This window comes from Daejeonella sp., assembly GCF_037719425.1.
GTDB lineage: Bacteria > Bacteroidota > Bacteroidia > Sphingobacteriales > Sphingobacteriaceae > Daejeonella.
In genome coordinates, this window is record NZ_JBBJNI010000037.1 from 1 (window position 1) to 24,056 (window position 24,056).

17 protein-coding genes are annotated in these 24,056 nt (G+C 43.0%); 3 read left to right on the forward strand and 14 right to left on the reverse strand.

Annotated features, from left to right (window positions below; all coding sequences use genetic code 11):
* Positions 1-644 (forward strand): prolyl oligopeptidase family serine peptidase (locus WKF69_RS06915; RefSeq protein ID WP_340380679.1); only part of this gene is annotated, 644 nt, incomplete at its 5' end.
* Between the two features lie 202 nt (positions 645-846).
* Here WKF69_RS06915 and WKF69_RS06920 read toward each other — a convergent pair.
* Positions 847-1,977, reverse strand: coding sequence for a DUF5009 domain-containing protein (locus WKF69_RS06920; RefSeq protein ID WP_340380680.1), 1,131 nt, complete (start codon positions 1,975-1,977; stop codon positions 847-849).
* Between the two features lie 232 nt (positions 1,978-2,209).
* Here WKF69_RS06920 and WKF69_RS06925 point away from each other — a divergent pair, with 232 nt between their 5' ends.
* Positions 2,210-2,983 (forward strand): phosphatase PAP2 family protein, encoded by a 774-nt coding sequence (locus WKF69_RS06925; protein WP_340380682.1) that lies wholly within the window; start codon positions 2,210-2,212, stop codon positions 2,981-2,983.
* 221 nt (positions 2,984-3,204) lie between these two features.
* Here WKF69_RS06925 and WKF69_RS06930 read toward each other — a convergent pair whose 3' ends face one another.
* The 6 genes from WKF69_RS06930 to WKF69_RS06955 form a co-directional block, all read right to left on the reverse strand.
* Positions 3,205-3,390 carry a hypothetical protein gene (locus WKF69_RS06930; RefSeq protein ID WP_340380683.1) on the reverse strand — a complete coding sequence of 62 codons (186 nt, stop codon included), beginning with the start codon at positions 3,388-3,390 and terminating at the stop codon, positions 3,205-3,207.
* A gap of 86 nt (positions 3,391-3,476) precedes the next feature.
* Positions 3,477-4,010 (reverse strand): hypothetical protein, encoded by a 534-nt coding sequence (locus WKF69_RS06935; RefSeq protein ID WP_340380685.1) that lies wholly within the window; start codon positions 4,008-4,010, stop codon positions 3,477-3,479.
* A gap of 1,005 nt (positions 4,011-5,015) precedes the next feature.
* Positions 5,016-5,612 carry a mobile mystery protein B gene (locus WKF69_RS06940; RefSeq protein WP_340380687.1) on the reverse strand — a complete coding sequence of 199 codons (597 nt, stop codon included), beginning with the start codon at positions 5,610-5,612 and terminating at the stop codon, positions 5,016-5,018.
* A complete protein-coding gene (locus WKF69_RS06945; RefSeq protein WP_340380689.1) occupies positions 5,603-6,061 on the reverse strand; it encodes a mobile mystery protein A in 459 nt (152 codons plus the stop codon). The genes WKF69_RS06940 and WKF69_RS06945 overlap by 10 nt, the downstream gene beginning before the upstream one ends.
* Positions 6,062-6,207: 146 nt before the next feature.
* A complete protein-coding gene (locus WKF69_RS06950; protein ID WP_340380691.1) occupies positions 6,208-7,566 on the reverse strand; it encodes a DUF1080 domain-containing protein in 1,359 nt (452 codons plus the stop codon).
* A 68-nt stretch (positions 7,567-7,634) separates the two neighbouring features.
* Entirely contained in the window at positions 7,635-8,570 is a 936-nt protein-coding gene (locus WKF69_RS06955; RefSeq protein ID WP_340380693.1) for an AraC family transcriptional regulator, read from the reverse strand.
* A 377-nt stretch (positions 8,571-8,947) separates the two neighbouring features.
* Between WKF69_RS06955 and WKF69_RS06960 the strand changes: the two genes are divergently transcribed.
* Positions 8,948-10,177: an MFS transporter gene (locus WKF69_RS06960; protein WP_340380695.1), complete on the forward strand. Its 1,230-nt coding sequence runs from the start codon at positions 8,948-8,950 to the stop codon at positions 10,175-10,177.
* Positions 10,178-10,216: 39 nt separating this feature from the next.
* Here WKF69_RS06960 and WKF69_RS06965 read toward each other — a convergent pair whose 3' ends face one another.
* The 7 genes from WKF69_RS06965 to WKF69_RS06995 all read right to left on the reverse strand — a co-directional run bounded on the left by WKF69_RS06965 (position 10,217) and on the right by WKF69_RS06995 (position 23,899).
* The gene (locus WKF69_RS06965; RefSeq protein ID WP_340380697.1) at positions 10,217-11,041 is read right to left on the reverse strand and encodes a DUF1080 domain-containing protein; all 825 of its coding nucleotides are present in this window, start codon (positions 11,039-11,041) and stop codon (positions 10,217-10,219) included.
* Between the two features lie 373 nt (positions 11,042-11,414).
* Positions 11,415-14,447 (reverse strand): PVC-type heme-binding CxxCH protein, encoded by a 3,033-nt coding sequence (locus tag WKF69_RS06970; RefSeq protein WP_340380698.1) that lies wholly within the window; start codon positions 14,445-14,447, stop codon positions 11,415-11,417.
* Positions 14,434-15,930 carry a hypothetical protein gene (locus WKF69_RS06975; protein WP_340380700.1) on the reverse strand — a complete coding sequence of 499 codons (1,497 nt, stop codon included), beginning with the start codon at positions 15,928-15,930 and terminating at the stop codon, positions 14,434-14,436. The genes WKF69_RS06970 and WKF69_RS06975 overlap by 14 nt, the downstream gene beginning before the upstream one ends.
* A gap of 92 nt (positions 15,931-16,022) precedes the next feature.
* Positions 16,023-17,501, reverse strand: a complete 1,479-nt coding sequence (locus WKF69_RS06980) for a neutral/alkaline non-lysosomal ceramidase N-terminal domain-containing protein (protein WP_340380702.1) — start codon at positions 17,499-17,501, stop codon at positions 16,023-16,025.
* Positions 17,502-17,730: 229 nt separating this feature from the next.
* Entirely contained in the window at positions 17,731-19,206 is a 1,476-nt protein-coding gene (locus tag WKF69_RS06985) for a neutral/alkaline non-lysosomal ceramidase N-terminal domain-containing protein (protein WP_340380704.1), read from the reverse strand.
* Between the two features lie 123 nt (positions 19,207-19,329).
* A complete protein-coding gene (locus WKF69_RS06990) occupies positions 19,330-20,808 on the reverse strand; it encodes a RagB/SusD family nutrient uptake outer membrane protein (protein WP_340380706.1) in 1,479 nt (492 codons plus the stop codon).
* Positions 20,809-20,836: 28 nt separating this feature from the next.
* Positions 20,837-23,899, reverse strand: coding sequence for a TonB-dependent receptor (locus tag WKF69_RS06995; protein ID WP_340380708.1), 3,063 nt, complete (start codon positions 23,897-23,899; stop codon positions 20,837-20,839).
* Positions 23,900-24,056: the final 157 nt, after the last annotated feature.

The following is a 24,056-nucleotide window of genomic DNA, read 5'->3' on the forward strand; positions in this document are numbered from 1 at the left end:
TTGGATGGCACTTTATGGATTACTATTCTATCGATTACGGTTTGAATCAATATTTAACCAATCTTGGATTTACCGTACTGTCTGTTAACTACCGTTTGGGTATTGGGTACGGATATAAATTTCAGCGGGCCATCAACGCAGGAGCGCAGGGAGCATCCGAATACCAGGATGTAAAGGCTGCCGGCGAATGGCTTGCAAAACAACCAAATATCGATGCCCAAAGGATTGGTATATATGGCGGCTCGTACGGAGGATACCTCGTTGCCCTCGCTCTCGGAAAAGATTCCCAACTGTTTGCTGCCGGAGTTGATATCCATGGTGTGAATAGTCGTTTTGCCAGCTCAGCACAGACGACACGCGAACCGGCACCGGACGCAGACCTTTATGAGCAAGCTGTCGTGAAATCTTCTCCTGTAACCTATCTCGATACCTGGACCTCTCCTACTCTTATCATCCACGCTGATGATGACAGGAATGTGAATTTCAGCCAGAGTGTGGATCTTGCAAGGCGCTTTGAAGACAAAAAGTTTGAGTTTGAGTACCGGGCAATCCCCGATGATACCCATCATTGGATGAAATATTCGAATGGCGTTATGGTTAGTGAGGTAACTGCTGACTTTCTGAAAAGAAAACTTATGAAATAATTGAGAATGGAGAGTGGAAAGTTGAGAATGGAAATTGGCGGATGGTTATTACATATAGCACTCTAATTTTTGAAGAAACTCTCAATTCTCCACTCTCCACCATTGCTGTCCGGTAAACTTTCCATACAAGGCCAAGTATATTATTGAACACATCAGTTGAAGGAAAAGTACCAGGCCCTCCCGCGGCAATGAGCGCAAAGAATTAAATCTTAACAAAAATCTTATTCCTATATAGGAAGTAAAGAAACAGCCAAACCAGCACTACTGCCCCAAACGCCTGAAAAACCTCATGCCATTCCTCGGGGGCAGGGGCGTATAAGCCACCGAACAGACGCTCCGAAGTATACCGGAAGTTGATGAAGTTGACAGCCATATAAACGGTCAGTGAATTAAGACCGATAACCTGGAAAAAGAATGCCCACTTCTGAAACTTGAGCACGTCGATGATCCAGTAAAATAAAGTCATCGCTATAAAGGCCATACCACCAGTAAGCAGGACAAAAGAACTGGTCCAGAAACGTTTGCTGATCGGAAAATGAAGGCTCCACAGTAAAGCAATACCTATACATAACACACCGGCGAGCAGCATGAGCTGAATCTTCTTAAATTCCTTTTTCTCCGACCTCAGCACATTCCCTGCAAGGGCGCCGAGCACCGTTAAGCATAAAGCAGGAAACTGGGTGATCAGGCCGAGCTCATCATACGTTTTCTGTAGCAGCCTTCCAGGCAGGAAATTCCGGTCAATCCAGCCCACCAGGTTACCCTCAAAAGTCAGGTTAGCCGCTCCAAAGCCTGGCACCGGAACCAGGAATATAATAGCGTAATATGCCAGCAAGATCCCTCCTACCCATGCGATCAGGCCTTTCCATCCAAAATTCATATACAGGAAGGTCGTTACGAAACCGGCAATACCAATTCGTCCAAGAACGCTGACGATGCGGATCTGAGAAGGTTCAAAGTACGGGAAGGGAATGTTTTTATCGATCATACCAAGAACAATAAGGATGATCATTCGCCAGAAGGCCTTACGGTAAATGGTCTTCTTCTCAACTTTATTCTTAATATCCCGGCTTAAGGAAAAAGCAATCGATACCCCGGAAATGAACAAGAACAGCGGAAATATAAAGTCATAAAAAGTAAAGCCTATCCATTTAGGATGTACCAACTGAGATGCTATTGTGTCTATCCATGGCCATCCGGTTTTACCTTCCATTAAAACAAGAAAGGTGCCGCCGCCAGTGATGAAAAACATATCGAAGCCGCGCAGGGCATCGACCGACATAAGCCTGTTTGATTTTTGTGCCTTGCCTTCAGAGAGGTCAGTTTTTGTCATGTGTAATATTTGTTAAAAAGGATTAGCAATTCTCTCACTCCTCAGATCCTGTACTTTTGAAATGCAATATAAAATATTCTAAACATTATTCCCATTCTTCCATGTTTTGTCCCAAACCGCCCTTAATGAACTGTGGTTAAGCGTCCCGAAGAATTTTATCCACATTAACATTTATTCAAATTTTCATGTTATCTTCATATCCCAATTTCATTTTATACAATGAAATATTAATATGAAAAAAGCAGCTCTCACTGTACTACTAACCCTGGCAAGCACTCTGTGCTTTTCCTTTCAACCCGACACGCTTAGTGTCAGCACTGAACCGGTTCAGAAAAGCGCAAAGTACCCGAATATCTCCTACCAAAAAGCTTCACGGTATGCTATTCCCGTAGCCCTGGTTGGATATGGGTTTACCTCGCTGAACAAGGGAATGGCATGGCGAACTGATAAAGAGCTAAATCACGAGCTTATGGAAGAGATCCCCGGATTTGCGACTAATTTCGATGATAAGCTTCAATATGCCCCTGTTGCGATGGTGTATACTCTCGAGGCCATCGGTATAAAAGGCAAGAATAATCTCTTTGACCGCACCGCGCTTTATTTGATCTCCAATTCACTAATGGGCCTTACAGTGAACTTCCTGAAGGAACATACATCAAAGCTTCGGCCTTCAGGCGACGACCGGCGATCTTTCCCTTCCGGACATACAGCCACAGCTTTCGTAGCCGCTGAATTTATGCGGCAGGAGTTTAAAGACAAGTCTCCTGTTTATGGTTATGTCAGCTATTCGCTGGCCGGTGCCACAGGCGCACTCCGGATGATGAACAATAAACACTGGTTCAGCGATGTACTTGCCGGAGCTGGTGTAGGCATAGCTTCAACCAAACTTACATACCTGGCCTACCCCTGGATAAAAAAGAAGATCATAAAGAAAAACCTGAACATCATTGCGGTGCCGCTTATCCAGAAAAAGATAACCGGGTTTTCTGCTATCGCCTGGTTGTAGGCTCTTCCACAACTAGATCAAATGTTTTTTAGGGCGATACACACCTTTAGGCGTCACGCTTTCCCCCGCTGACGGGGGCAGGGGGTGGATTTCGTCAAATCAGCGCGGGACACTGGACGGTTAACCTGATAGTATCTGCAAAACAATTCTCTCCAAAACAAAAAAGGATCGCATACATGCGATCCTCCTCCCAACAGGTATTCCTATTGATTAGTTCCAGCTTATCGAATCGAGTCAATCACTACAGCCGTATCTCCGGAAGCGGAATTATCCTCCGGCATGGAATCGATCACCCCATTTGTGGTATCAGAATCAAGGTCATCGTCGGTCTCCGTTGTATTATTGCACGAAGCTGCGAGTAAACTAATTCCGACAAATAAGAATAATAACTTAAATAAATGTTTCATGATGTGTTTGGTTGATGATTAGATTTTGAATTAATGAAGAAACGAACGCCGGTGATCTGCCAGCGTTCGTTCTGGTATTTCAAAGACTAACGATGAATATATTCGCCTTTGTTATTTTTCCACTCACTTTCAAAATAGTCGGCATCTTCCTTTGTGCGTGGTGTAACGCCCATAACAATACCGCCATCTTTTACGCCAGTCTCATACTCAACTGCACGTTCTTCAGGTATTCCTGAACCTACAAGGGCTCCAACAATACCGCCAGTCAAACCACCAGCACCAGCACCGGCAAGACCAGCCGCCAAAGGCCCGGCAATTACAAGTCCTAATCCTGGCAAAGCAACTGCAGTTCCGATAGCAGCAATAGCTCCAATAATCGCGCCCGCAGTTCCGCCTATTGCAGAACCTGCTCCGGCACCTTCAAGTGCTTTGTTTCCAAGCTCAGTTTCCACTTCAGTGTTATGGAAATGTCTCTTCCTTGTATCATCAGACATCATTAAATTAATGTCATTTTGCGTGTAGCCACGTGAGTGTAATGAGTTATACGCGTTTTCAGCACTTTGTCTGTCTCTGAACATTCCCGTCATCATACGGTTGTTATCTGTTGATTTGGTTTCCATGGTATTCGTTTTTTAGTTTTAATTTACAATTGGTAATGTATCTTTTGCAACACCGTTTTTTAGGAAAGGGTTTGTTTTTTTTGAAAATTGTATGAGATCAGGTAGTTATACTTGTATAAGGCGCTACCTCCATTTAATCGGACATGTCTGAAGGCGGGCTTGTTCCTTGCTTCAACTTGTTGCCAGTTACCAGCTGCCTGTTGCCTGGCTGGGCGGAGTTTATGGTGCTTAACCAAACGCCTATAACCGCAATGGGCGCAAAGGTTTAAGCAAAGGTCGAAATTCTTCACAAGAAAGCTCGAAGTTTTCGAGTGTGTGGTATTAGTATCTAGTTTAGGTGATTGATTTCGATTATGTCCAATCGAACGTCCCCTTTTTTTCAAAAAGTTTTGTTGCTTCCGTTATTTCGTATCCAGAAAAAGGTTAAAGTAAAAAAGTATTTTGCAGAATCAGTGGCCTGCAAAGCACTTTTAAAATTTCAAAAAGGATTAAAGTCGAACCAAACTCATAAACCCACTAATAAGGGAAATGATTGCGCCAGCAGGAAGTTTTACAATTACTTTCCCTTCTTACGAACGGGCGGTTTCAGTGACGGCGTATTACCTGGTACGTCTTTATTATCTCTTTGACGCTTATCTGGTTTCCCAGTTGAGTCAGCAATTCTTTTCGGTCCCGGTTTAAGTGCCATAATCTTTCTTTTTTAATATTCCATACAAGTTAACTATTCCTCTCCGCATTTCTAGAAATTAATTATTATCTGTTTTTTCACATTTGCATATAATTTGTTTAGCTACTTTATCAAGCATTATACATATTGGTTTTGATCCTCGAGTGGAGGCGTTTGTATGGTGAAGCCGGATCAAGCAGTACACCGAAAGCGAAATAGGCACATTTCCAAAAGGCGGGAGGCATCGCGAGGGACTAAAATCCACCCCCAACTCAGCGGGGGAACTGGGCGGATAGAACCAACCAATTAAAAACGAACCCACCATTCTTAAGAAATTATTATGATCTGGCAAAAGCCAATAACGGTGCTATATCTCCCTTATCCGCTGCCTTCACTGCTTTCAAATAATTGCTTCGTTGCTCTCCAGGCATGGCCAGGTCTGCAGTTCCCCAGGTAAATACCGAATGCTTAAAAACCTTATCGGCAATAATATCGGCCATTAGACGGCTATGGCGGCCGTTGCCATTGGGAAAACAGTGAATGCTCACGATGCGATGCTTGAAACGCAGGGCAAACTCATCTGGCCGATATACATTGTTCTCTACCCAATGCACTGCGTCATCCAGAAGATACTTCAACTCTGGCCCTATCTTCCAATGTTTGATTCCAAGGTTCTTTTCCGTTCTCCTAAACTCTCCAGCCCATGCCCATACCTCGCCATACATTTTGCGATGTACTTCTCTAACAAAATCTTCGGTAAAGATGCGCTGAGGTGTGAAAGATCGTTTCAGGCTCCATTCTACTGCCTGTTCGATATTATGTTGTTCGAATTCATCCAGTTCGCCGCGGGTGGCAATGGTTGGTATCATCAATCCGTCTATCTCTTCTTCATCCAATGGGGTTTGCCCGGGTAAATATTCCAGGTTTAATCCCATAAGATTTTAGGCATTTCGTTCTTGAGAGATAAAGTTTTTTCAATTATGGCCTGATCTATACGCCTTCTGGTGTTTTCCTGATCTTCAAGCTTCATGCTATTGGACGTACGCAAGACTATCTGTGAAGCCAGTTCTCTCGCCTTATTTTCAATCAGAGCATCAAGTGTTCCGTCGTTTGGTACGAAGCCATAAACCAATTGCATATCCAGGGCGGTAGCGGCCTCACGCAAGGACCTCAGCGTTATGGAGCCGTCTTTCTCCCTTTTTTCGATATCCTGGGCACTTTGTTTGGTAATAGAAAGCTTGTTTCCCAACTGTCGCAGTGACATACCGAGAGCCGTTCGTATTGCTTTAATCCACCCCGTTGGGGGGATGGCTACTTTCTGGAGATTTGAAAATGCTGATATCTTTGCACTTAAATGCTGTAATTCTAAATTTCGCTTTGCCATAAGTAATACTATTAACTGACGATTACTTAGTAAAGGTAAGGTTATAGATTGACAATTACAATAAGAAAGTAAGATAGTAGGCTGACGAATTATGCTGCGGATTTATATTTTAACCTTGGATGACTGGATTCATCTGATGAGTATTTCTACTTCCCCCCCAATTCCTTAACCCTAATATTCCTAAACTTCACCGGACTCCCATGCCCAAGAAACCCGATATGACCTTTATCCCTCAACAATCCCGGATGCTCCTTCCCATCTGCCGCACCATTCTTCCGTGCCTCAGTAATATCCGCATCAAGTATCGTAGTACCGTTCAGAATAACCTTAATTTTAGGGCCCTGCACAATAACTTCCTGGTAATTCCACTGGCCGGTTGGTTTAAGAAAGCCTCGCTTAGCTGGTATTGTTCCGTAGATGGAACCATGGTACTGGTAAATTTTAAGGTCTTTATAAACAGGGGCATCATTGTCCAGAATTTGCAATTCCATTCCCTGGTAGGCTGCATCACCTGTTAAAGGTGCGCGAATGCCCAAGCCGTTATTAGCTCCCGGGGTTAGTTGAAAATCGAACCTGAGAACGAAGTCGCTGAATTCTTCTTTAGTGAATAAATTTCCACCAGACCCTTTTGCAGTTTTCGGGCTGATCACCAGGTTACCATTCTCAGTAAAATAGTCAGCTGTGTTGCCTGTCCACTGGAACATACTAGATCCATCAAACAAGGTTTTGAAGCCTTCGGTCTTTTCTTGCGCGCTTAACTGAAATATCTTTGCGCCCGGCAGTTCTTTGATGTAAATATTCCGGTAAGCAACGGGCGAGCCATGGGCCTGGAGCTCAATTTGTTCTTGTGCATAAATAGGCTGGTTTCTGTCCCAGTAATTCTCCAGGATCACATTATCTGTAACCAACTCGCCGTTCAGATAAACCGTAACACGGTCGGCCTTCATAATAATTCGGAAGGTGTTCCACTCCCCTAGTTTCTTGTCGGCAACTTTAAGGGGTTTGCTTTCATGCACTTTATTATTATACAAGCCACCAGAACCAACCTGTGCCCCCACCTTTACCCGGGCGTTATCCCAGATCTGAACCTGCGGAGTACCGCGAAGGTAAATACCTGCATCTCCCTCCTGCTTGCCATCGTCAATGATCTTCCAGTCGACGTACATTTCAAAATCGCGGTACTTTTTGGCAGTGACAATATTATTCCCATGTGACATAAAATGAAGCTCACCATTCTTTACTTTCCAGCTATCCCGCATTTCCGCATCTGCCTTCTTTTGTGCCTCAGCCAGTTCCGTCGCGGTCATTTTAGCCCGCTTTACCGGATCGGCTACCAGGCCTTTCCAGCCTTTAAGATCTTTTCCATTGAACAAGGCGACAAAGCCTTCTTTCTTCAGCTGCGCCGGAGTGCTTTGGGCTTGTGCAGGCGCTCCGGTAAATGTTACGAACATAAGAAGTATCAGGGCAGCCTGGAAAAGGGAACTAAAGTTTTTTGTGAGGTTCATTTTTAGTATAGGTTGTTGTAGATAGTGGCTGTGACAAAGGAGATATAGAGTGGTTACGATTACTGGGGTCAGGCATATTGCGACGGAGGTATACTTGAAACTACCAGCCATCTCTCGGTATTCCCCACCTGCGGGACATTTATGTTTGATGTCCTACGATACTCACTTGGTGTCATGTTTTTAATTTTTCTGAATTGCCTGTTAAAGTTAGCAAGGTTATTAAATCCACATTTATAAGCGATTTCGACAATATTTTCCTCTAGTTCTGCTAATAATTTACAAGCGTGTCCAATTCTTACCTTAGTTAAATATTCAACAAATGTAACTCTGTAGTGTTCCTTAAAATAATTGCAAAACGTGCTAACGGCCATGTTAGCTACAGATGCTACATCATTAAGCGTTATATCGTGATCGAAATTTCTTAATATGTAAGTGTTGACCTTACGGAACTTATCAGAACAATCCAAAAGGCCATTTTTTAAGTAACCCGGACTTGCAAGCAGCTCATATTCTTTGCTTTCACATAGTATATCAAAGATCGTTAACATAGATGTTAATCGCTTTATCCCACTCATATTTGGCATTTCTTCCATTAAAGCTGCGATTTTACTCCGGGAGTTACCTGTAATAACCATTCCTTGTTTGGATAGTCTCAAAAGGTTTTTAATCGGCTCTATTTCGGGCAGGTTGAAAAAATCAATTCCTAAAAAATTTTCAGCAAAATGTATAACAGTTGCATCCGCTCTCAAATTTGCCATTCCCTTAAAATATTGCGGATCATTCATCCAGAGATGTGGGATCGAGGGTCCCATAAAGACAAGATCCCCTTCTTGAAAATATCCTACATGATCGCCAACCTGGCGTACACCCGTGCTCTTATTAATTAATACCAGTTCAAATTCTGAATGATAATGCCATGGACAGGGGAAAAATGGACCCTCCTCTTTGCATATATTGAAGGATTTATTGAACTCCAGAGGGATATGATACTGTAAAGCTTTCATTATAAAATCCGGTTGATTACTTAACTTAAATTTAAACTATTAATGAACACAAATTCAATATATAGAAAATAGTATCATAATTGTAAATAAAAGTAGGAAAAAAATGAGCTCAGGAGCGATAGTTTTGATAAGTGGACTAACCAATAATACTTTATTACTGATACTATCAATAAAGGAAGAGGCAACCACTAATATAGAAGAAGCAATCATTAAATATAGTAAACATAATAAGTTCCTCATGCATTCATGTCAACATCAATTGAACAAAAAATTCTTCTAAATTAGTGAATAGTCAACAGCAATTAATACTTTAACACGTAAATTATACCATTAACATTTGTTTTCATCAACTAATATCAAATTACAAACAAATTCCCATGCAAACACAGATCAAAGCCAAATTAGCATTCTTTATGTTTATCCAATATTTCATCTGGGGCTCCTGGTATGTTAGTATGGGGACCTATTTAAGTAAAACGCTCCAATTTGATGGTGGACAGATTGGACTTGCTTATGGGGCTTTTGCAATCGGCGCTATGATTGCTCCGTTCCTTGTGGGACTGCTGGCTGACCGTTATTTCGCATCTGAGAAACTTCTTGCTTTCCTGGGAATTATAGGCGGTTTGATGTTATTTATTCTTCCGATGATTACAACATTCGGTTCGTTTTACTTGATGCTGATTTTATACTGCTGTACTTTCGTACCTACGCTGGCGCTGGGAAACTCTCTTTCTTTGCGTCATCTGGAGAACCCGAAGCGTGACTTTCCGCTTGTTAAAACCCTTGCATCAATAGGCTGGATTGCTGCAGGAATAACGCTGAGTGTCGTTTTTAAGGGAGAGCAATCCGCTATACAGTTTTATGTTGCAGGTACGACTTCAATTTTGTTCGGGCTCTTCTCGCTTACACTACCCCACACTCCTCCAATGAAGACTGGAAAGGATGTCAGTCTTGGTGATATTCTTGGTCTTGATGCTCTGGCACTTTTAAAAAAACCATCCTTCGCGATTTTCATCGTATGTATGTTTTTAATATGTATTCCCCTGTATTTCTACTTTGTGAACATGAATTTGTATGTCACCGAACTGGGGTGGAAGTTTACCGCGGCTAAGATGTCTTTAGCACAGGTTTCTGATGTAGCCTTTCTTATTTTATTACCCATTATGCTAAGCAGGCTGGGCTATAAAAAGACCATCTTCATCGGCATTTTAGCATGGGCAGTAAGATATTTCCTGTTAGCAGGAAGCGTAGATTATGTTTCAATGCAAACAATGATGGTTTTTAGCGCAATTTTGCTACATGGTGTTTGCTACGACTTCCTGTTCATTGCAGGCCAGCTTTACGTAGATGACGAAGCCAATGAAAGGATGCGTGGCGCAGCACAAGGATTAATTGCCTTCATATTGTGGGGGGTTGGAGCCTTTGTTGGGACTCATCTTGCGGGAAGTTCTCAGGCAGTTAATACACTGGCTCAGCCGATCGGGGATATTGCACATAACTGGTACAATATATGGATCTACCCTGCATGGGGCTCCGTTGCTGTACTCGTAATTTTTGTTATTTTCTTTCGCGAACCCAAAAAGTACAGAAGGGATGAGAGCAGATGACAATCGATTCTAGCTCCACTATACCAGGTGCATTGCAACTCAATGAGCAGCTAAAGGTTGAATTTCAACTTTTCTGACAAACATCTCTGCTCCTTCCGACTGGATCTGGATCCTGCCCCTCGTCGGCTTTACCCGGTAAGCCTGGTTTACCAGCACGCCATTTAGGTATATATCGATCTTATCGCCCTCGGCAACGCATTCTATCTTATTCCATTTACCTGCTTCTTTTTCCACGTCTTTTTCTCCGCGAAAGCCTAAAACATCCTTCCAGTTCGGATCACGTGCAAACCAGTCAATCCTGCCTCCATTGATCGTCAGTGGTTGTCCGCCCGGCATAAACACGTTACCACGGCCCTGCTTTTTAGGTGCCACATTGCTGGTCAGGGCAAATTTATCAGATCCATTACCTACCACAAGAAAATCTCCCGTGCCTCCTTCAATGATCTGGCATTCTATCGAATGCATCCAGGTTCCTGAATAACCGCCATCTTGTCCTGTAGAATGAAGAAGTATGCCATTATCCCGGGCGTTGTCGATCCTTGGCGCAAAGGTTTTCTGGCCCCATTTAAACTCGACAGTAAGTTTATAATTACTGTATTCCTCGTTCGTGGTTATGCAGCCATATTCCTCTCCTGAAACCCGAATCATTCCGTTCTGAACAGTAAATACCTGCTTGGGATCAGCATCCCTGCCGCGGTCTTTGATAAAGGTATACCAGCCAGCAAGATCTTTTCCATTAAAAAGGCTAATGGACCTGGACTCAGAGGTTTTGGGCTGGTTTGAATTTGATTTTACTGAACCGCAGCTTTCAACTAATATCAGGGAAGAAATAAGGGCGACAGTGACAAGGAGTGTTGTTTTCATATATTTTATATTTATTAATTACTGATGTCCGGAGAAAGTTTCATAAAGAGTTTGAGTTTCCAGCGTTCGCTGGAATGACAATTCCCAGGGTTAGAATATGGAGATTCCGGCCTTCGCCGGAATCTGAACTGTATAGATATTTCGTTTTCACAACTAGTTCCGCAGAGCTTTTCCACGCACTCCGATCCTGACGAAAGTCAGGATCTCCTAATACAAAAAAACACATGTCATTCCAGCGAAAGCTGGAACCTCTTTTGTCGAATCTTTAATAAATTCCAATACTTTTCAACTTCGTTATTTTGATAAAGTTTTGAAAGGGCTTGTCTTTGAAAGATAGACAAAATAATCTGTAGACGTTTCATAAAAAGATTCATTATGCTCCGCCCTTAAGGTAGGCGATTAATTTTGTCATTTCATCCTTACTAATGATTTGCTCCAGTCCGTCAGGCATGAGCGAAAGTCCGGAATTGCTGAGCGAGGATATATTCTTTCTAAGGATCGATTCGTCAGTTCCGAAGGTTGTGCGAAGGGTCAGGCTGTTCTCAGTTTCGGAAACCAGCCAGCCTGAAAATGAGCGGCCATCGTTTGTACGGATTGAGACGGATTGGTAAGCCGGCAAAACTTCATAGTTCGGGACCACTATATGCAGCAGTAAAGCATCCGCAGGCTGGTTCTTCACGCCTGTCAGATCAGGACCGACCTTACCCCCTTCATTCAGGTAGGTATGGCAGGCCGAGCATGCTTTCTGGAAAACAGCCTTTCCCTGTTTCGCATCAGCGGAAGCAGTGAGGGCAGCTTTATATTCCTGATAAACCTTCATACGGTCTCCCCCTTCGAGTTCTTTAAATAAGGCCTTCGCCCGGTCGCCGATCTCCGCATTTTTATCTGACATCAGTTGTACACGGTCGGCCGATGATAACTCAGCTCCTTTGATTGTTCCTTTCTCAATCACTGCAAATAGTTCATTGATGAAAACAGGTTTTGAAATTACGGCAGCGACAACGGCCGATTTGATCCGTGGGGTATATGCCGACCACGCTTCTTTGGTCAGCAGAAGTGCGGCTCCGCGCGGATCGTTCAGGCGTGAAAATGCAGATATAGCCTCAAGAAGCAATTCCGGAGGAGTATTTGGGACAATCATTTTTTGAAGCACGGCCTGACTCCGCTCAAAATTTGTATAGCCGAGTAGTCCCGTTGCCGAGATCCTGAGCCTGGTTTTTTCAGCCTGATTACCGGCGATACCGATGACAGTACCTATAAATTTATCAAGTGCCGTCTGTTCAGAACCGGAAGCCGCATTTCCCAGGATAGCGTAAAGCAAGCCTTTTGGGGAAGATCCAAATTCTTTTGCCCTGCCGCTAATTCCTTCTGCTAATCCCAGCATGGTAGCGATTCGCCATTCTGGTTCGCCATTAGATGCCAGCACTTCCTGTAAAAGCACACGGCCATCTTCAGGGGTGCCGCCGTTCCCGAACAAGCGCCCGAGGTCTCTCATCACCGAAGCGAAGGCGGCCGGATCTGCTTTTTGCTGTGTTCTGAAGGTGCTTAAGAATTCAGGCATACGCTTTTCTATACCGCTTAATATCGCTGCACGGAACCATTTATCGTTGCCATCCTTTGCTGCTAATGCAGCCAGGGCCTGGGTTGCCTGCTTGCCGTCCATCGAGCCTAATACCAGTGCGCTGTTAAAACGCACCCGGATAGCCTGATCGGTTGACGCGGCAATAATTGCTGGTCCGAGTTCAGGGTACTCTTTCAGTTTATTCCCAGCCAGCAATACTCCCTGTTCACGCACCCCGGATATTTTATCTGCCAGAACTTTCTTTAGTGTAGCCAGGTCCAGGGCACCGAGGGAATTGAGCAGCCAGACGGCACGTGTCCGGCTCTCCGGGTAGGCCGACTCAGCAGCAACCTTTCTTGTCTCCGGAACCGCGGCTTTATCATTGCGCTCCAGCAGCAACCTGTGGGCAGTACTCCGCTCCCATTCTTCTGCGGACGACAAATATTTCACCAGGTCAACGGTTGATGAAGCCGAGCTCAAGCCGGTGCGGGCATCATATTTCTTTTGAACAAAGTCTTTCCGCACTACCCGGTATATTCTTCCATCTGTCTTTCCGCTCTCCCAATCCAAACCTCCCCGGGCTTCTTCGGGTACATAGGCCGGATGATCTATTACTTTGCGATGCATATCTGCCACGTATAATCCTCCTTCCGGGCCATGCTGAACAGAAACCGGGCGGAACCATTCATCTGTAGATGACAGGAATTCCTTTCCTTCATAAGCGAGCTTTGAACTGAATGATACACCCTCGGGTTGAACGATTTGTCTTTGAACCAGGTTCTGGGCTGATTCACAAATAAATATATTACCCTTATGTGCGGGTGTCAGTCCGGTTCCATTGAACACCATCAAACCGCTGGCCGCCGTAAAGGTGCCTGCATGTGATCGGCCGATCAGCTTTGGAATGAAATCTGCAGTTGTAACCCCTTTACTCACGGGGTATACAACTGCTTCTGCTTCTACTTTCGAGACGTTCTGTACGGTCTGGTTAAAAAGCAGGTTAGCATTCCTGCGGAGGTACCAGGGCTCAATAACTGAATGCATAATGGGGTGCCTGTTGGAGCAGCCAAAGCGCCGTCCATAAGCGTCGAATGTTAAACCGAACTGGCTCTTGCCTCCGGTAACCTGAAACTCAAGAGTCTCTGGGTTAAAACGGCCATCGGTCTGTTTGAAAGCTACCGCCGGTCGGTCGGGGTGTTCCGGGGAAGTTACATTACCGCCATTCAGCCCCGCAGTAACATAGATCCATCCGTCCAGCCCTAAGGTAGGATGGCTCATGCGGATCTGTGCTGTTTGCGTTGCAAAGAAACCCGTTAATACTACTTTTTTAACATCGGCAATTCCATCTCCATTCGTATCCTTGAGATAATAGATATCCGGAGAGCAGGTCACAAAAACACCTCCTTTCCAGGACATTATTCCATTCGGATAAGTAAGGCCGGTGGCAAAATCATTGCGTTTATCGTAAACACCATCACCATTTGTATCCTTTAACAGCGCAATACGGCCAAGAGTAGTTGGTAAACCTCCCTCTGCAGGGTCAGGATACCCGCGGTCCTCCACAACATACATCTGACGATCTTCATCAAAAGCTATGGCCACCGGGTCAATAACCAGCGGCTCGGCGGCTATGAGGTCTATTCGCATCCCCGGCTCGATCTGGAAACTTTCCAGCGCCTTTTTGAGACGTTCGGTACGTGGATCCGGCTGGAGGGCAGCGATCATTATTACAAACAAGATTAATAACAAGCTAAAAAGGCGGTATCGTTTAATGTGATGTTTATTCATAAATTCTATGCTGTAAAAGGTCTTAAAGTATAATTCTTGATATTTAAGGTTGTTCATTTTTGAGTTTGCGCAGCAGTTCAAAGAGCACCTTGGTAACGCGGGTTGAAGCACCGATTTCCAGGTAGCTGGATCGGGCACGCCACGTTTCATAACCACCTAATGCATGGTGCTCGGGGGTAGGCAAATAGCCATTGTAGCCATTAGCCAGTGAAGTGGTGAATGTCGGCTTAAAAGGACTTCTGGCTTTGATGTCGAGTCCGATCTCTACAAATATTTCGAAAGGTGCCGCCGTGATTGCAAGATCTCCCAAACGAAAAGCCTGCAGAAGAACACTTACCTGCTTCGGATAATCCTTCATCAACATAGTTTCACGGGCATAAATCTCTTCCATAGTATTCATCACCGGGCCCTGAGCTTTGGCAATAATCTCCTTTGCCCGTTCAATTTCCTCTTTATCGGGAAGGCGTACACCCAGGGCGATCTCCTTTTGCGCGGAGCTCAGGGAAATCCAGTTCTGGTACTTTATATTCTGATAGGTTTTATGAGCTTCGGCTGCTACAGCTTCAGCTACTTCCCTCATGCGGCTGTAGAGTGCTGCTGGCGGAGGAGCCTTGGCTGCTGACCAGTTGACATTATTTATGTTGCCGCTGGTTCCATTAGACATCATAGCCACAAATGGCGGGTGCTGCTTATCATTTGGTGCGAGGAGTTCCTTCATGCGATCTACAAACATCCCATAATAATCTGCCGATACCTCACCTGCGCCGGTTCCGCCGACGTAATGGAGGGAATAATTAGCGAGCAGCGCTATTGGCCGCCCTTCCGGTGTTTGTATTGATATAACAGGCAGCCCCGGATCTGTCGGCCCGGCAGGTTCCAGGAGATCAGGATTAGCTATCCCCGGGTTCATCTTAACCTGATCCTCTTTACCAAAGGGATTCATTAATGGTTTCCCGGGCTTCATTTTCCACCGGCGGTTAAATACCTGGCCGGGTTCTTTGCCAACGGCCCACCCTATACGCGCAGGAGCAAGATTGTTATTGGCCCGTACAACCGCATCGGCCAGCCTTTCCCTCAGGAATTTAAGATAGTCTTTGTCCGGGTCGCTTTGGAATAGTGAACAGGCAGTGCCGCCGGAATGGGTGTGAGTGGCCGACATCATTATATTCCCGACAGGGATGCCGGTTATTTGATTAGCCCGGAGTTTCGCTTCATCCACTTCCTCTCTGTAGATCATACACAAGTCTGCCGTAAGAATAGCAAGCCGCGTTTGGCCGTCATCCAGCACAATACATCTTGCATAAGTATCATCATGAATTTGCCTGACGGTAGCATCCTGCATATTCCCATTAATGGACGTACCTATTTTAGGGGTAATGTTACTTGTAGCCGCACCAGCTCGGAAAATTTTCGGGAGCTCATTCTGAGCGTTTATTGACGTACTGGTCAGGATTAATACGAGGGAATAACATAGACGCCTTTTCTTAAAAAAAGATGACACTTTGTTTCTGATTTGAAAATTCAGGATTGCCTTTTTCATTTTCATGTTTTCTCACTTACTGTTTTACAGGAATACCACATTGATTAACTAATTAATTATAGTATTTTATTTTAAAAAGATCCACTGATTAGCTAACGATAGAATATTGAAATCAATGTTTCAATGGCCGCATCGACTAGAAGCTCGCCTCCACCTGGACTGTAACGTGCACTATTAACTTCGTATTGGCCTTCAAAAAAAGCCTTTTTATTTGGCATGTAACTTATAGTTCCATTGCCGGATTGTTCATTTACAATTGTTAGTGGGTAAGGTGAGTTTAGTTTAATACCCAAGCCCAGTTCAGTAAAAGCATCTCCCGGAAATCCAACTAATGCAATTTCATCGCCCAGGGCGATTACAGAAATTTCACTTTCCAATGCAGAGCCATCAGCTGTAAGGGGTACTGTTGTGGTTGATTGATGCCTTTGGGCTAATCCTCCCTGATATTTTGCCAGGTCAAGAATTTTCCATGCACTCACTACATCTGCAAATGCGCTCCGATTTGTCCCGTAGTTTGCAATGACACCCCTGGCCCAATTTACATCATTTTGCCCGGTTACACGGAAGATCGGTAAGTTTACGGTTTGATTTTTAGCTGCCAAGGAATTAATTTCGATTGAACGCAATGACGGAAGGGCAGCAAGCACCCGTCCGGCCAGGATGGTGCCAACGCGTCGGGACTCTTCAAACCCGGCCAATTGATCAATATCTGATACATTAACATGATTGATATTTCCGGAAGCACCATTCGTAAAGATGGTCACAACTTCCTCACCTTTCACTTTTCCAATCAATTCTGACATGACCCCTGGAAAGTCAGATGAGAACTGATTCCCACCAACAATAGCTACATGTAACGCAAAGTTTGCTAAAATAGCTAATGGCCTTTTATCAAGAGATTCGAAATAGACAATAGATAAGGAGGGATCAATCGGGCCGGCTGGCCTGACGATGTTCGGATTAGCCCTTCCTGGATTCGTTTTGTAACTACCATCCTTCATCAAAAACCGGCGATTATAACTTATTGTGTTTTCCTGAACACTTCCGATTGAAACACGTACCGGCTCAATTTTAGAAACAGCCAGTTTAACGCTAGCAACAATGAGGTCAGGAAGCTTTAGCGTATATTCCTGGCTTTTTAATTTTGCAGGACCTCCTACAACATTCCAAAACAAGGGATTCATTTGGGGACCGGCGTGTGCATGGGTAGCATTCATAACAATATTGTTTACAGGTATTCCCGTTTGAATATGAATTAACTCTCGACTCTTCATCACCAGCATATGTGGTAAACTAACAGCATCAAGCGTAATAAATGCAACCTTCAAGCCCCGATGTTCAAATACCAATGTTTTGATATAAAGATCATCATGAACCCCATCAGAAATTTTGATACCATAAGAATCTCCAATTATACTTCCACGAGGCGGCGTCATTTTAGTTTTAGCTGCCCCAACTTTAAATTCCGCGGTTTGAATTGATGTATTTGCCGATAAAAGCGTTGAATTTATTACCAGAATAAAAACGACAATACTTTTATAAAATCGATTAGAGTCGGTAAAAAAATGCATGACAAGGTTGTTTAGCTGTTGTTAATAATTCATCGTCCAAAGCCGCCCGAATGCTAGTATCGAATTTTGATAAACTAAGAATTCGATGATCGACCCGTTTTTAATCAATGCTAAAATTATTCTATCACAAACTAGGTTGGTCCGGCAAGTAAAATATCAGCCGGGACATTGAAAATTGGCTCGTACTTCCCGTAACGACTAATATCAAAAGAGATCAGTGCTTCTTAATTTACTTTACTTGATTGAAAAGTTTAAGGATTTCATTTACGATTTTCACCGATGCATCAGTTTCAACTTTGTTTGTTCCCAGCCAGGTTTCGTAACCGCCTAATTTATGTTGTTTAGGCGATGGCAAATAACCGAAGCTGCCGTTAGCTAGCTCAATAGTAAAAGATGATTTGAATGGGCTGCGGGCTTTAATTTCAAGGCCAATTTCTGTAAATACTTCAAAGGGAATAGCTGCTATGCCGAGGTCCCCAATACTAAAAACCTGCATTGGAACATTGATCCTCGCCGGCCATTCAAGCATTTGTAGAGTACGTTGAGCATAGGTCTTCTCCAGCCGGTGTACAGGAACTTCTGTACCAGGTTTTGCAAGCACTTTATCGGCATACGCTATCATCTTAGAATCAGGCCGTCGAACCTCGATGTTCAGTTCCGAGTATGCTGCCTTCAAAGGCACCCAGTTTTTATATTGCAGGTTCTTATATATTTGAAATACTTCTTCAGCAACATCATTGGCGACAATACGAATTTTTGCATAAGGGGGGTGTTTTTCTACCGGGCCACCGACATTAATATTATTTACATCTCCAGAAGTTCCGTTGGACATTATTCCCACAAATAAAGGACTCTGACGATCGGCTTTTACAAGTTCCTGAATCCGGTCTGCAAAAATTGCGAAATAATCTGCAGAAATATGATCGTTGGGTACTCCCCCTACATAATGCAGCGAATAATTAGCCAGTATACCGATGGGCCGACCTTGCAGTGATTGGACAGAGATAAATGAAACCTGTGGATCTGTGGGTCCGGCCGCTTCCAGCAGTGCCGGATTGGCAACCCCTGGATTCATCAAAACCTGCTCCTTTTCTCCGAAGGGATTTATGACCGGAGATTTCATTTTCCAGCGACGATTAAACACATGCTGTGGCACGTTTCCCGCTCCCCATCCAATACGAGCAGGTTCAAGGTTATTGAGCGCAAGCCGAACACCATCGGCAATTCGGCGGATGAGGAAACGCTGATAATCATCAAATGGCAGGTCGGCGTTCCAGCTACCTCTTTTGTCACCGCTCCCACTGGCACTGGTGGCGGAATGGGTATGGTTTGAAGATATTAGAATTTGTTCTTTGGGGATACGGGTTTCTTCAAAAATAATTCTCTTGGCTTCATCAAGCACTTCCCGAATAACACCTACATTATCGACTACGACGAAAACCAATTTTACCTTTCCGTCATCCAACACAAGGCTCCGGGCATGCAAATCATCATGTACATGGTTTGCGGGTGGCGGGACTCCAAAATTACCCACAATTCCTAGTCCCAGAGGAGGGGTGATGTTGGCAGTGGACGCCCCCGCCTGGAAAATATTGTTTTGCCCGTATAATACCGGTTGGAAAAAAACGATAAACACCCAGCTGAGAATCAGCCGATGTAATTTATTGTAATAGCCAAACTTGAATATATTGATTGGAGTATTCATAGTTAGTGATTTATTTTTTTACCGAGCCAGCATTTTAAACCGTATGTGAATAATGGATAAATAATATTCCCTTCTGACCTCTTGTCCACCAGCCCTTCCTTTTAAAGCCTCATTAATTTTTTATTAATAACCGGGATTTTGGTCTGTCGGTTTGAAGGCTTCATTAAGTTGAAATTCAGCAGCTGGAATTGGCCATAAAAGATGTTTATCCGTTACAGTACGATCAATTGCATTTTGCATGACATCTTTTACCCTACCTGACCGTACTAAATCAAACCATCTTTTTCCTTCGAACTGAAATTCATACCCTCTTTCTTTTAGTACCAGGTCAATGAAAGAATTCACATTATAATCAGAAGCTTTAAAATCTACAGGTGATGGCACCATAGAATCATAACCATAGGCTCTGCGACGCACCATATTAAGTTTTTCCATTCCATCAGCAGTTACCATATTACTCGACCGCACTACTGCCTCAGCATATAATAATAAGATATCTGCATAACGGTAAACGGGTAAATCGAAAGCTGCAATGGTCGCGGTCGGAGCGTTGTATTTTTTAGGCGCAATCAATGTCACTCCCGAATTGGGAAATGCTGATTGGCCCTGGAGGTATCTGTTAGTTATTTTACTATCGGTGGCATACCAGATAAATTGTTTTCTCAAATCTCTAGCATCCCAATTCGAATAAAACTTAGATTCCATGTGCCAGGTAAATATACCAAACCCCTGGGTGCCAAACCATGGAGTTTGAATTTGTTGAGTAAACAATATCAACTCACTTGGACTGGTCTGGTTATATTTCAGATAAAAAACTTCTTCCTTTGAGCTTGCTCCAATTCCGAAAATTTTATTAAAATCATTGGAAACAGTTACTCTTTCAAGAGAATATTTCTGAGATTGAATCACCTCCTCTGCCTTTTTACTCGCTTCCGAATGTAATCCCTGGTAAAAATAGACATCAGCAAGCAAAGCCTTAGCTATTACTTTTGAAGGTTTGCCTAGTGCAGAAGCATTATCAGGTAAGTTTACTTCGGCAAACTTCAAGTCGTTAACCATTAATTGGTAAACATCTTCCTTTTTACTTTTTGGAACACCAGAGGTTTGTCCCATATTCTGTTCAGTGTATAAAGGAAGTCCTCCCCAGCCCCGAACCAACTGGAAATAAGTAAATGCCCGCATAAACTTTGCCTCGCCAATATATTGATTCTTAGCAGCGTCGGGAATTGAACTTGCAAGGGGTGCATTTTTTATAACAAGATTCGCATTACGTATACTGACATACATAGCGTTCCAAAATCGTTCGAGATTATTTGTAGAAACTGCATCTAAGCCCTGCATAGTTTTATAACCATCAAAATTTGCTGCCCCAGTTAGGCCAGCGCCCCATTCTGTATGACTTTCCAATACACCAATCCACCATCCACTCATTTCCCCTCTAAGCGGGGCATAAATTGCCCCCAATGCCGCTTCCACTTCGCCCGCTGTATTATAAAACCCCTCTACTACTAAAGTCTTAGGTTTTTCTGTTAAAACATCTTTATCGCATGAGATAAAGGATGACATACACAAAACCGTCATTATTAAATATATCTTTTTCATTTCGCTATACTTTTAGATCTTATACTCGTTAAAAATTAACTCTTAGTCCCGCAGTGATTGATTTTGCGCTGGGATAACTGGCGTAATCTATTCCCTGATCTAATGAACTTGAGCCTCCTCGAGTGTTGACATCTGGATCAATCCAGGAATATTTAGTTAAAGTGAGTAAGTTTTGGCCGCTTACATAAATTAGTGCGTTTTGAACACCGGCAAAACCCTTGAGCGGACTAAAGTTATAACCCAGTTCTATATTCCTTAATCTGGCATAAGAACCATCTTCTACATACCGGTCAGAAAAACGATACACGTTAGTGGGAAGAGGTGCAGGATACTTCGCCGTCATATTTTGCGGGGTCCAGTAATTATTTACAACATCTTTTAATTTATTTGTACCATTTGTGTTGTCGATACTAAACGCCACGGCGCTCATATTAACTATGCTATTTCCTTGTGAGCCCGTTAGGAACATTGAAAATGAAAAGTTCTTATAATTCATATTGGAATTTAATCCGAAAATGAGCTTTGCATTAGGATCTCCAATTTTTACTTTATCTTTAATATCAATCTTTCCGTCATTGTTCTGATCAACATACTGGATCAGTCCGTTTGAAGTGTATCCATTTTCTTTATATCCATAAATAACGCCCAAAGGCTCGCCTTCGCGATAGGTGTTTGCAAAATCAGTAAAACGAATCATTTGTAATTGCCCCGCAAGTATATCTACTCCTCCATAAAGTTTAAGAACTTTAGAGCGATTAAATGTCATATTAGCATCTAAATCCCATTTGAACTTTGAAGTGTTAAATATTTTAGAGTTGATACCGAACTCGAATCCTTTATTACCAATTACGCCAACATTTCGCAATGCATTTGTATAGCCTGATGAGCGCGGAAGTTGTACTGCATTCAGGAGATCGCTTGTTTTCTTAATATAATAATCCGCTGTAACGCCGATGCGATCGTTTAGAAGGGATAATTCCATACCAAAATTTGACTGTTCAGTCGTTTCCCATTTTAAGTCGGATGCTAACCTTGCTGACGGAGACATAGTAGTAACTAGTGAAGTGCCGAATACAGTCGTCCCGGGATTGAGCTGGTTCATTGTAGAATAAGGCGCTATTGCCTGACTTCCAGCCCGACCCCAACTGGCTTTTAGTCTTAAATCGTTAATAATTGTATTTTCAAGATTTAAAAACTTTTCTTCTGAAAGCCTCCATGAGAATGCTGCTGATGGATAATATCCCCATTTATTACCTGGAGAATATACAGAGGAGCCATCCGCACGAAAACTAACGGTGAATAAATATCGATTATCAAACGTGTAATTTATCCTGCCAAGGCCTGATAGCAACGTTGATTCTGAAAACGCTGATGTGGGAATTCCGGGAAGGCCTGCTGACGATAATGAATAAGATTCAGTAACATCACTTAAAAAATTCCTTCCACTTCCTCCCAGGGTGGTGTTTTGAAAGCTTTGGTATGTTGCTCCGGCAACAGCTGAAATTGAATGCTTCCCATTGAGAACTTTATTATAGCTTAAAATATTTTCATTTAAAAGGCTGGTATATTCACCTGATAATACCGAAGCAACTCCATCCCTGACATTCTGGAATTTTTTTGTTTGGTAGAAATTGGTAAGTGAATTCCGGCTTTCAACACCTCCGGAAACCCTAAGACTTAGTCCGTCGACTATTTTATAGTTAACTCCTCCGCTTAATAAGATGTTATTCTGCCCCAGTATATTGCTTGTTTCATTGATGAAATTTAATGGGTTCCAAAGTGCCTCTGATACACGAGGGTCCAGCAGGACAGGTTCAGCGTACGTACCGTCAGCATTGTAAACCGGCAGATAGGAAGGAATACCATACACCCTTCCTTGCAATGAAGTTCCAAACCTTCCTTGTTCGGATTGCTGCCGGGCACTTTTATTTTTTGACAACGTTAATGCCACGTCGAAGTCAAACTTCTCACTAATATTATGGTGAAAATTACTGTTAAGAGAATAGCGCTTATAATCGCTATTCCTTATAACCCCCTGTTGATCAAACAGGCCCCCAGTAATGGAAAATTGAGATTTTTGATCACCTCCACTAACACTTAAAATATAATTTTGAATTGGCGATTTTCTGAAAACTACATCCTGCCAATCAGTACCCTCTCCCATGGCGGCAAATTCCTGCAATTTCGAAGCTGTAAAAATTTCTGCCCTGCCAAGACTCCGCTGTATATAGTTAAAGTAATTAGCGTATTCCAGTGGATTCATCATCTCCATTTTTCGGATCAACTGTTGAGATCCGAAACTATTTTCAAAACTTACTTTAGTTTGCCCGGCTTTTCCCTTTTTAGTTGTAATAAGAACTACTCCATTCGATGCTCTTGAACCATAAATGGCAACAGCCGAGGCGTCTTTTAAAACTTCTATTCGTTCGATACTCGAGTTATTTATACTTAATGCATCATTTACGGGGAATCCATCGACAACGTATAAAGGCTCATTATTACCAACGATTGAATTTGTGCCTCTTATCCTTATACTAATAGGAGCTCCAGGCTGACCATTGTTTTGTTTCACCTGAACACCCGGCGCCCTGCCAGCTAGAGCCTGCATCACATTAGCAGCCGGAATGGCATTGATTTCTTTACTTCCGACGGACGAAACCGAACCTGTTAAATCTGATTTTCTAACCGTTCCATAACCAATCACAACAACTTCGTCTAAAGATCTCGCATCTTCTTCCAAACTGACATTGATGACAGTACGGCTATTGACGGAAATTTCCTGAGTGATATAACCTATATAAGTGAATACAAGGATAGCATCCTCACTATTAAGATTAAGCGTATACTGGCCTTTAACGTCTGAACTTGCACCATTATTCGTTCCTTTTACCTTGATACTTACCCCTATTAAGGGCTGTCCTTTGCTATCGGTTACGTTACCGGTAATAGAATAAGCGAAATTTAATTTTACATCGATTGAAGAACCGTTAACGATTGGAAAGATCCTATACTCAGAGTTGTTCTTCTCTGCAAAGGATATTCCAGTTAGTAAAATGACCATCGCTATCTGACTAAATAGATTCTTAATCATCTCGCGTAGAAAAGTTTTTTTAGGTATAAAATACATACATTGGAGTTTTTTTATGTTAGAAATTGGACAATTATTCCAGATTCTCAAATAGGCTGGGCTATCACTCTGGCAAATGCGGTGCGGCATAACACTACATTTTATTTGGATACAAATTATA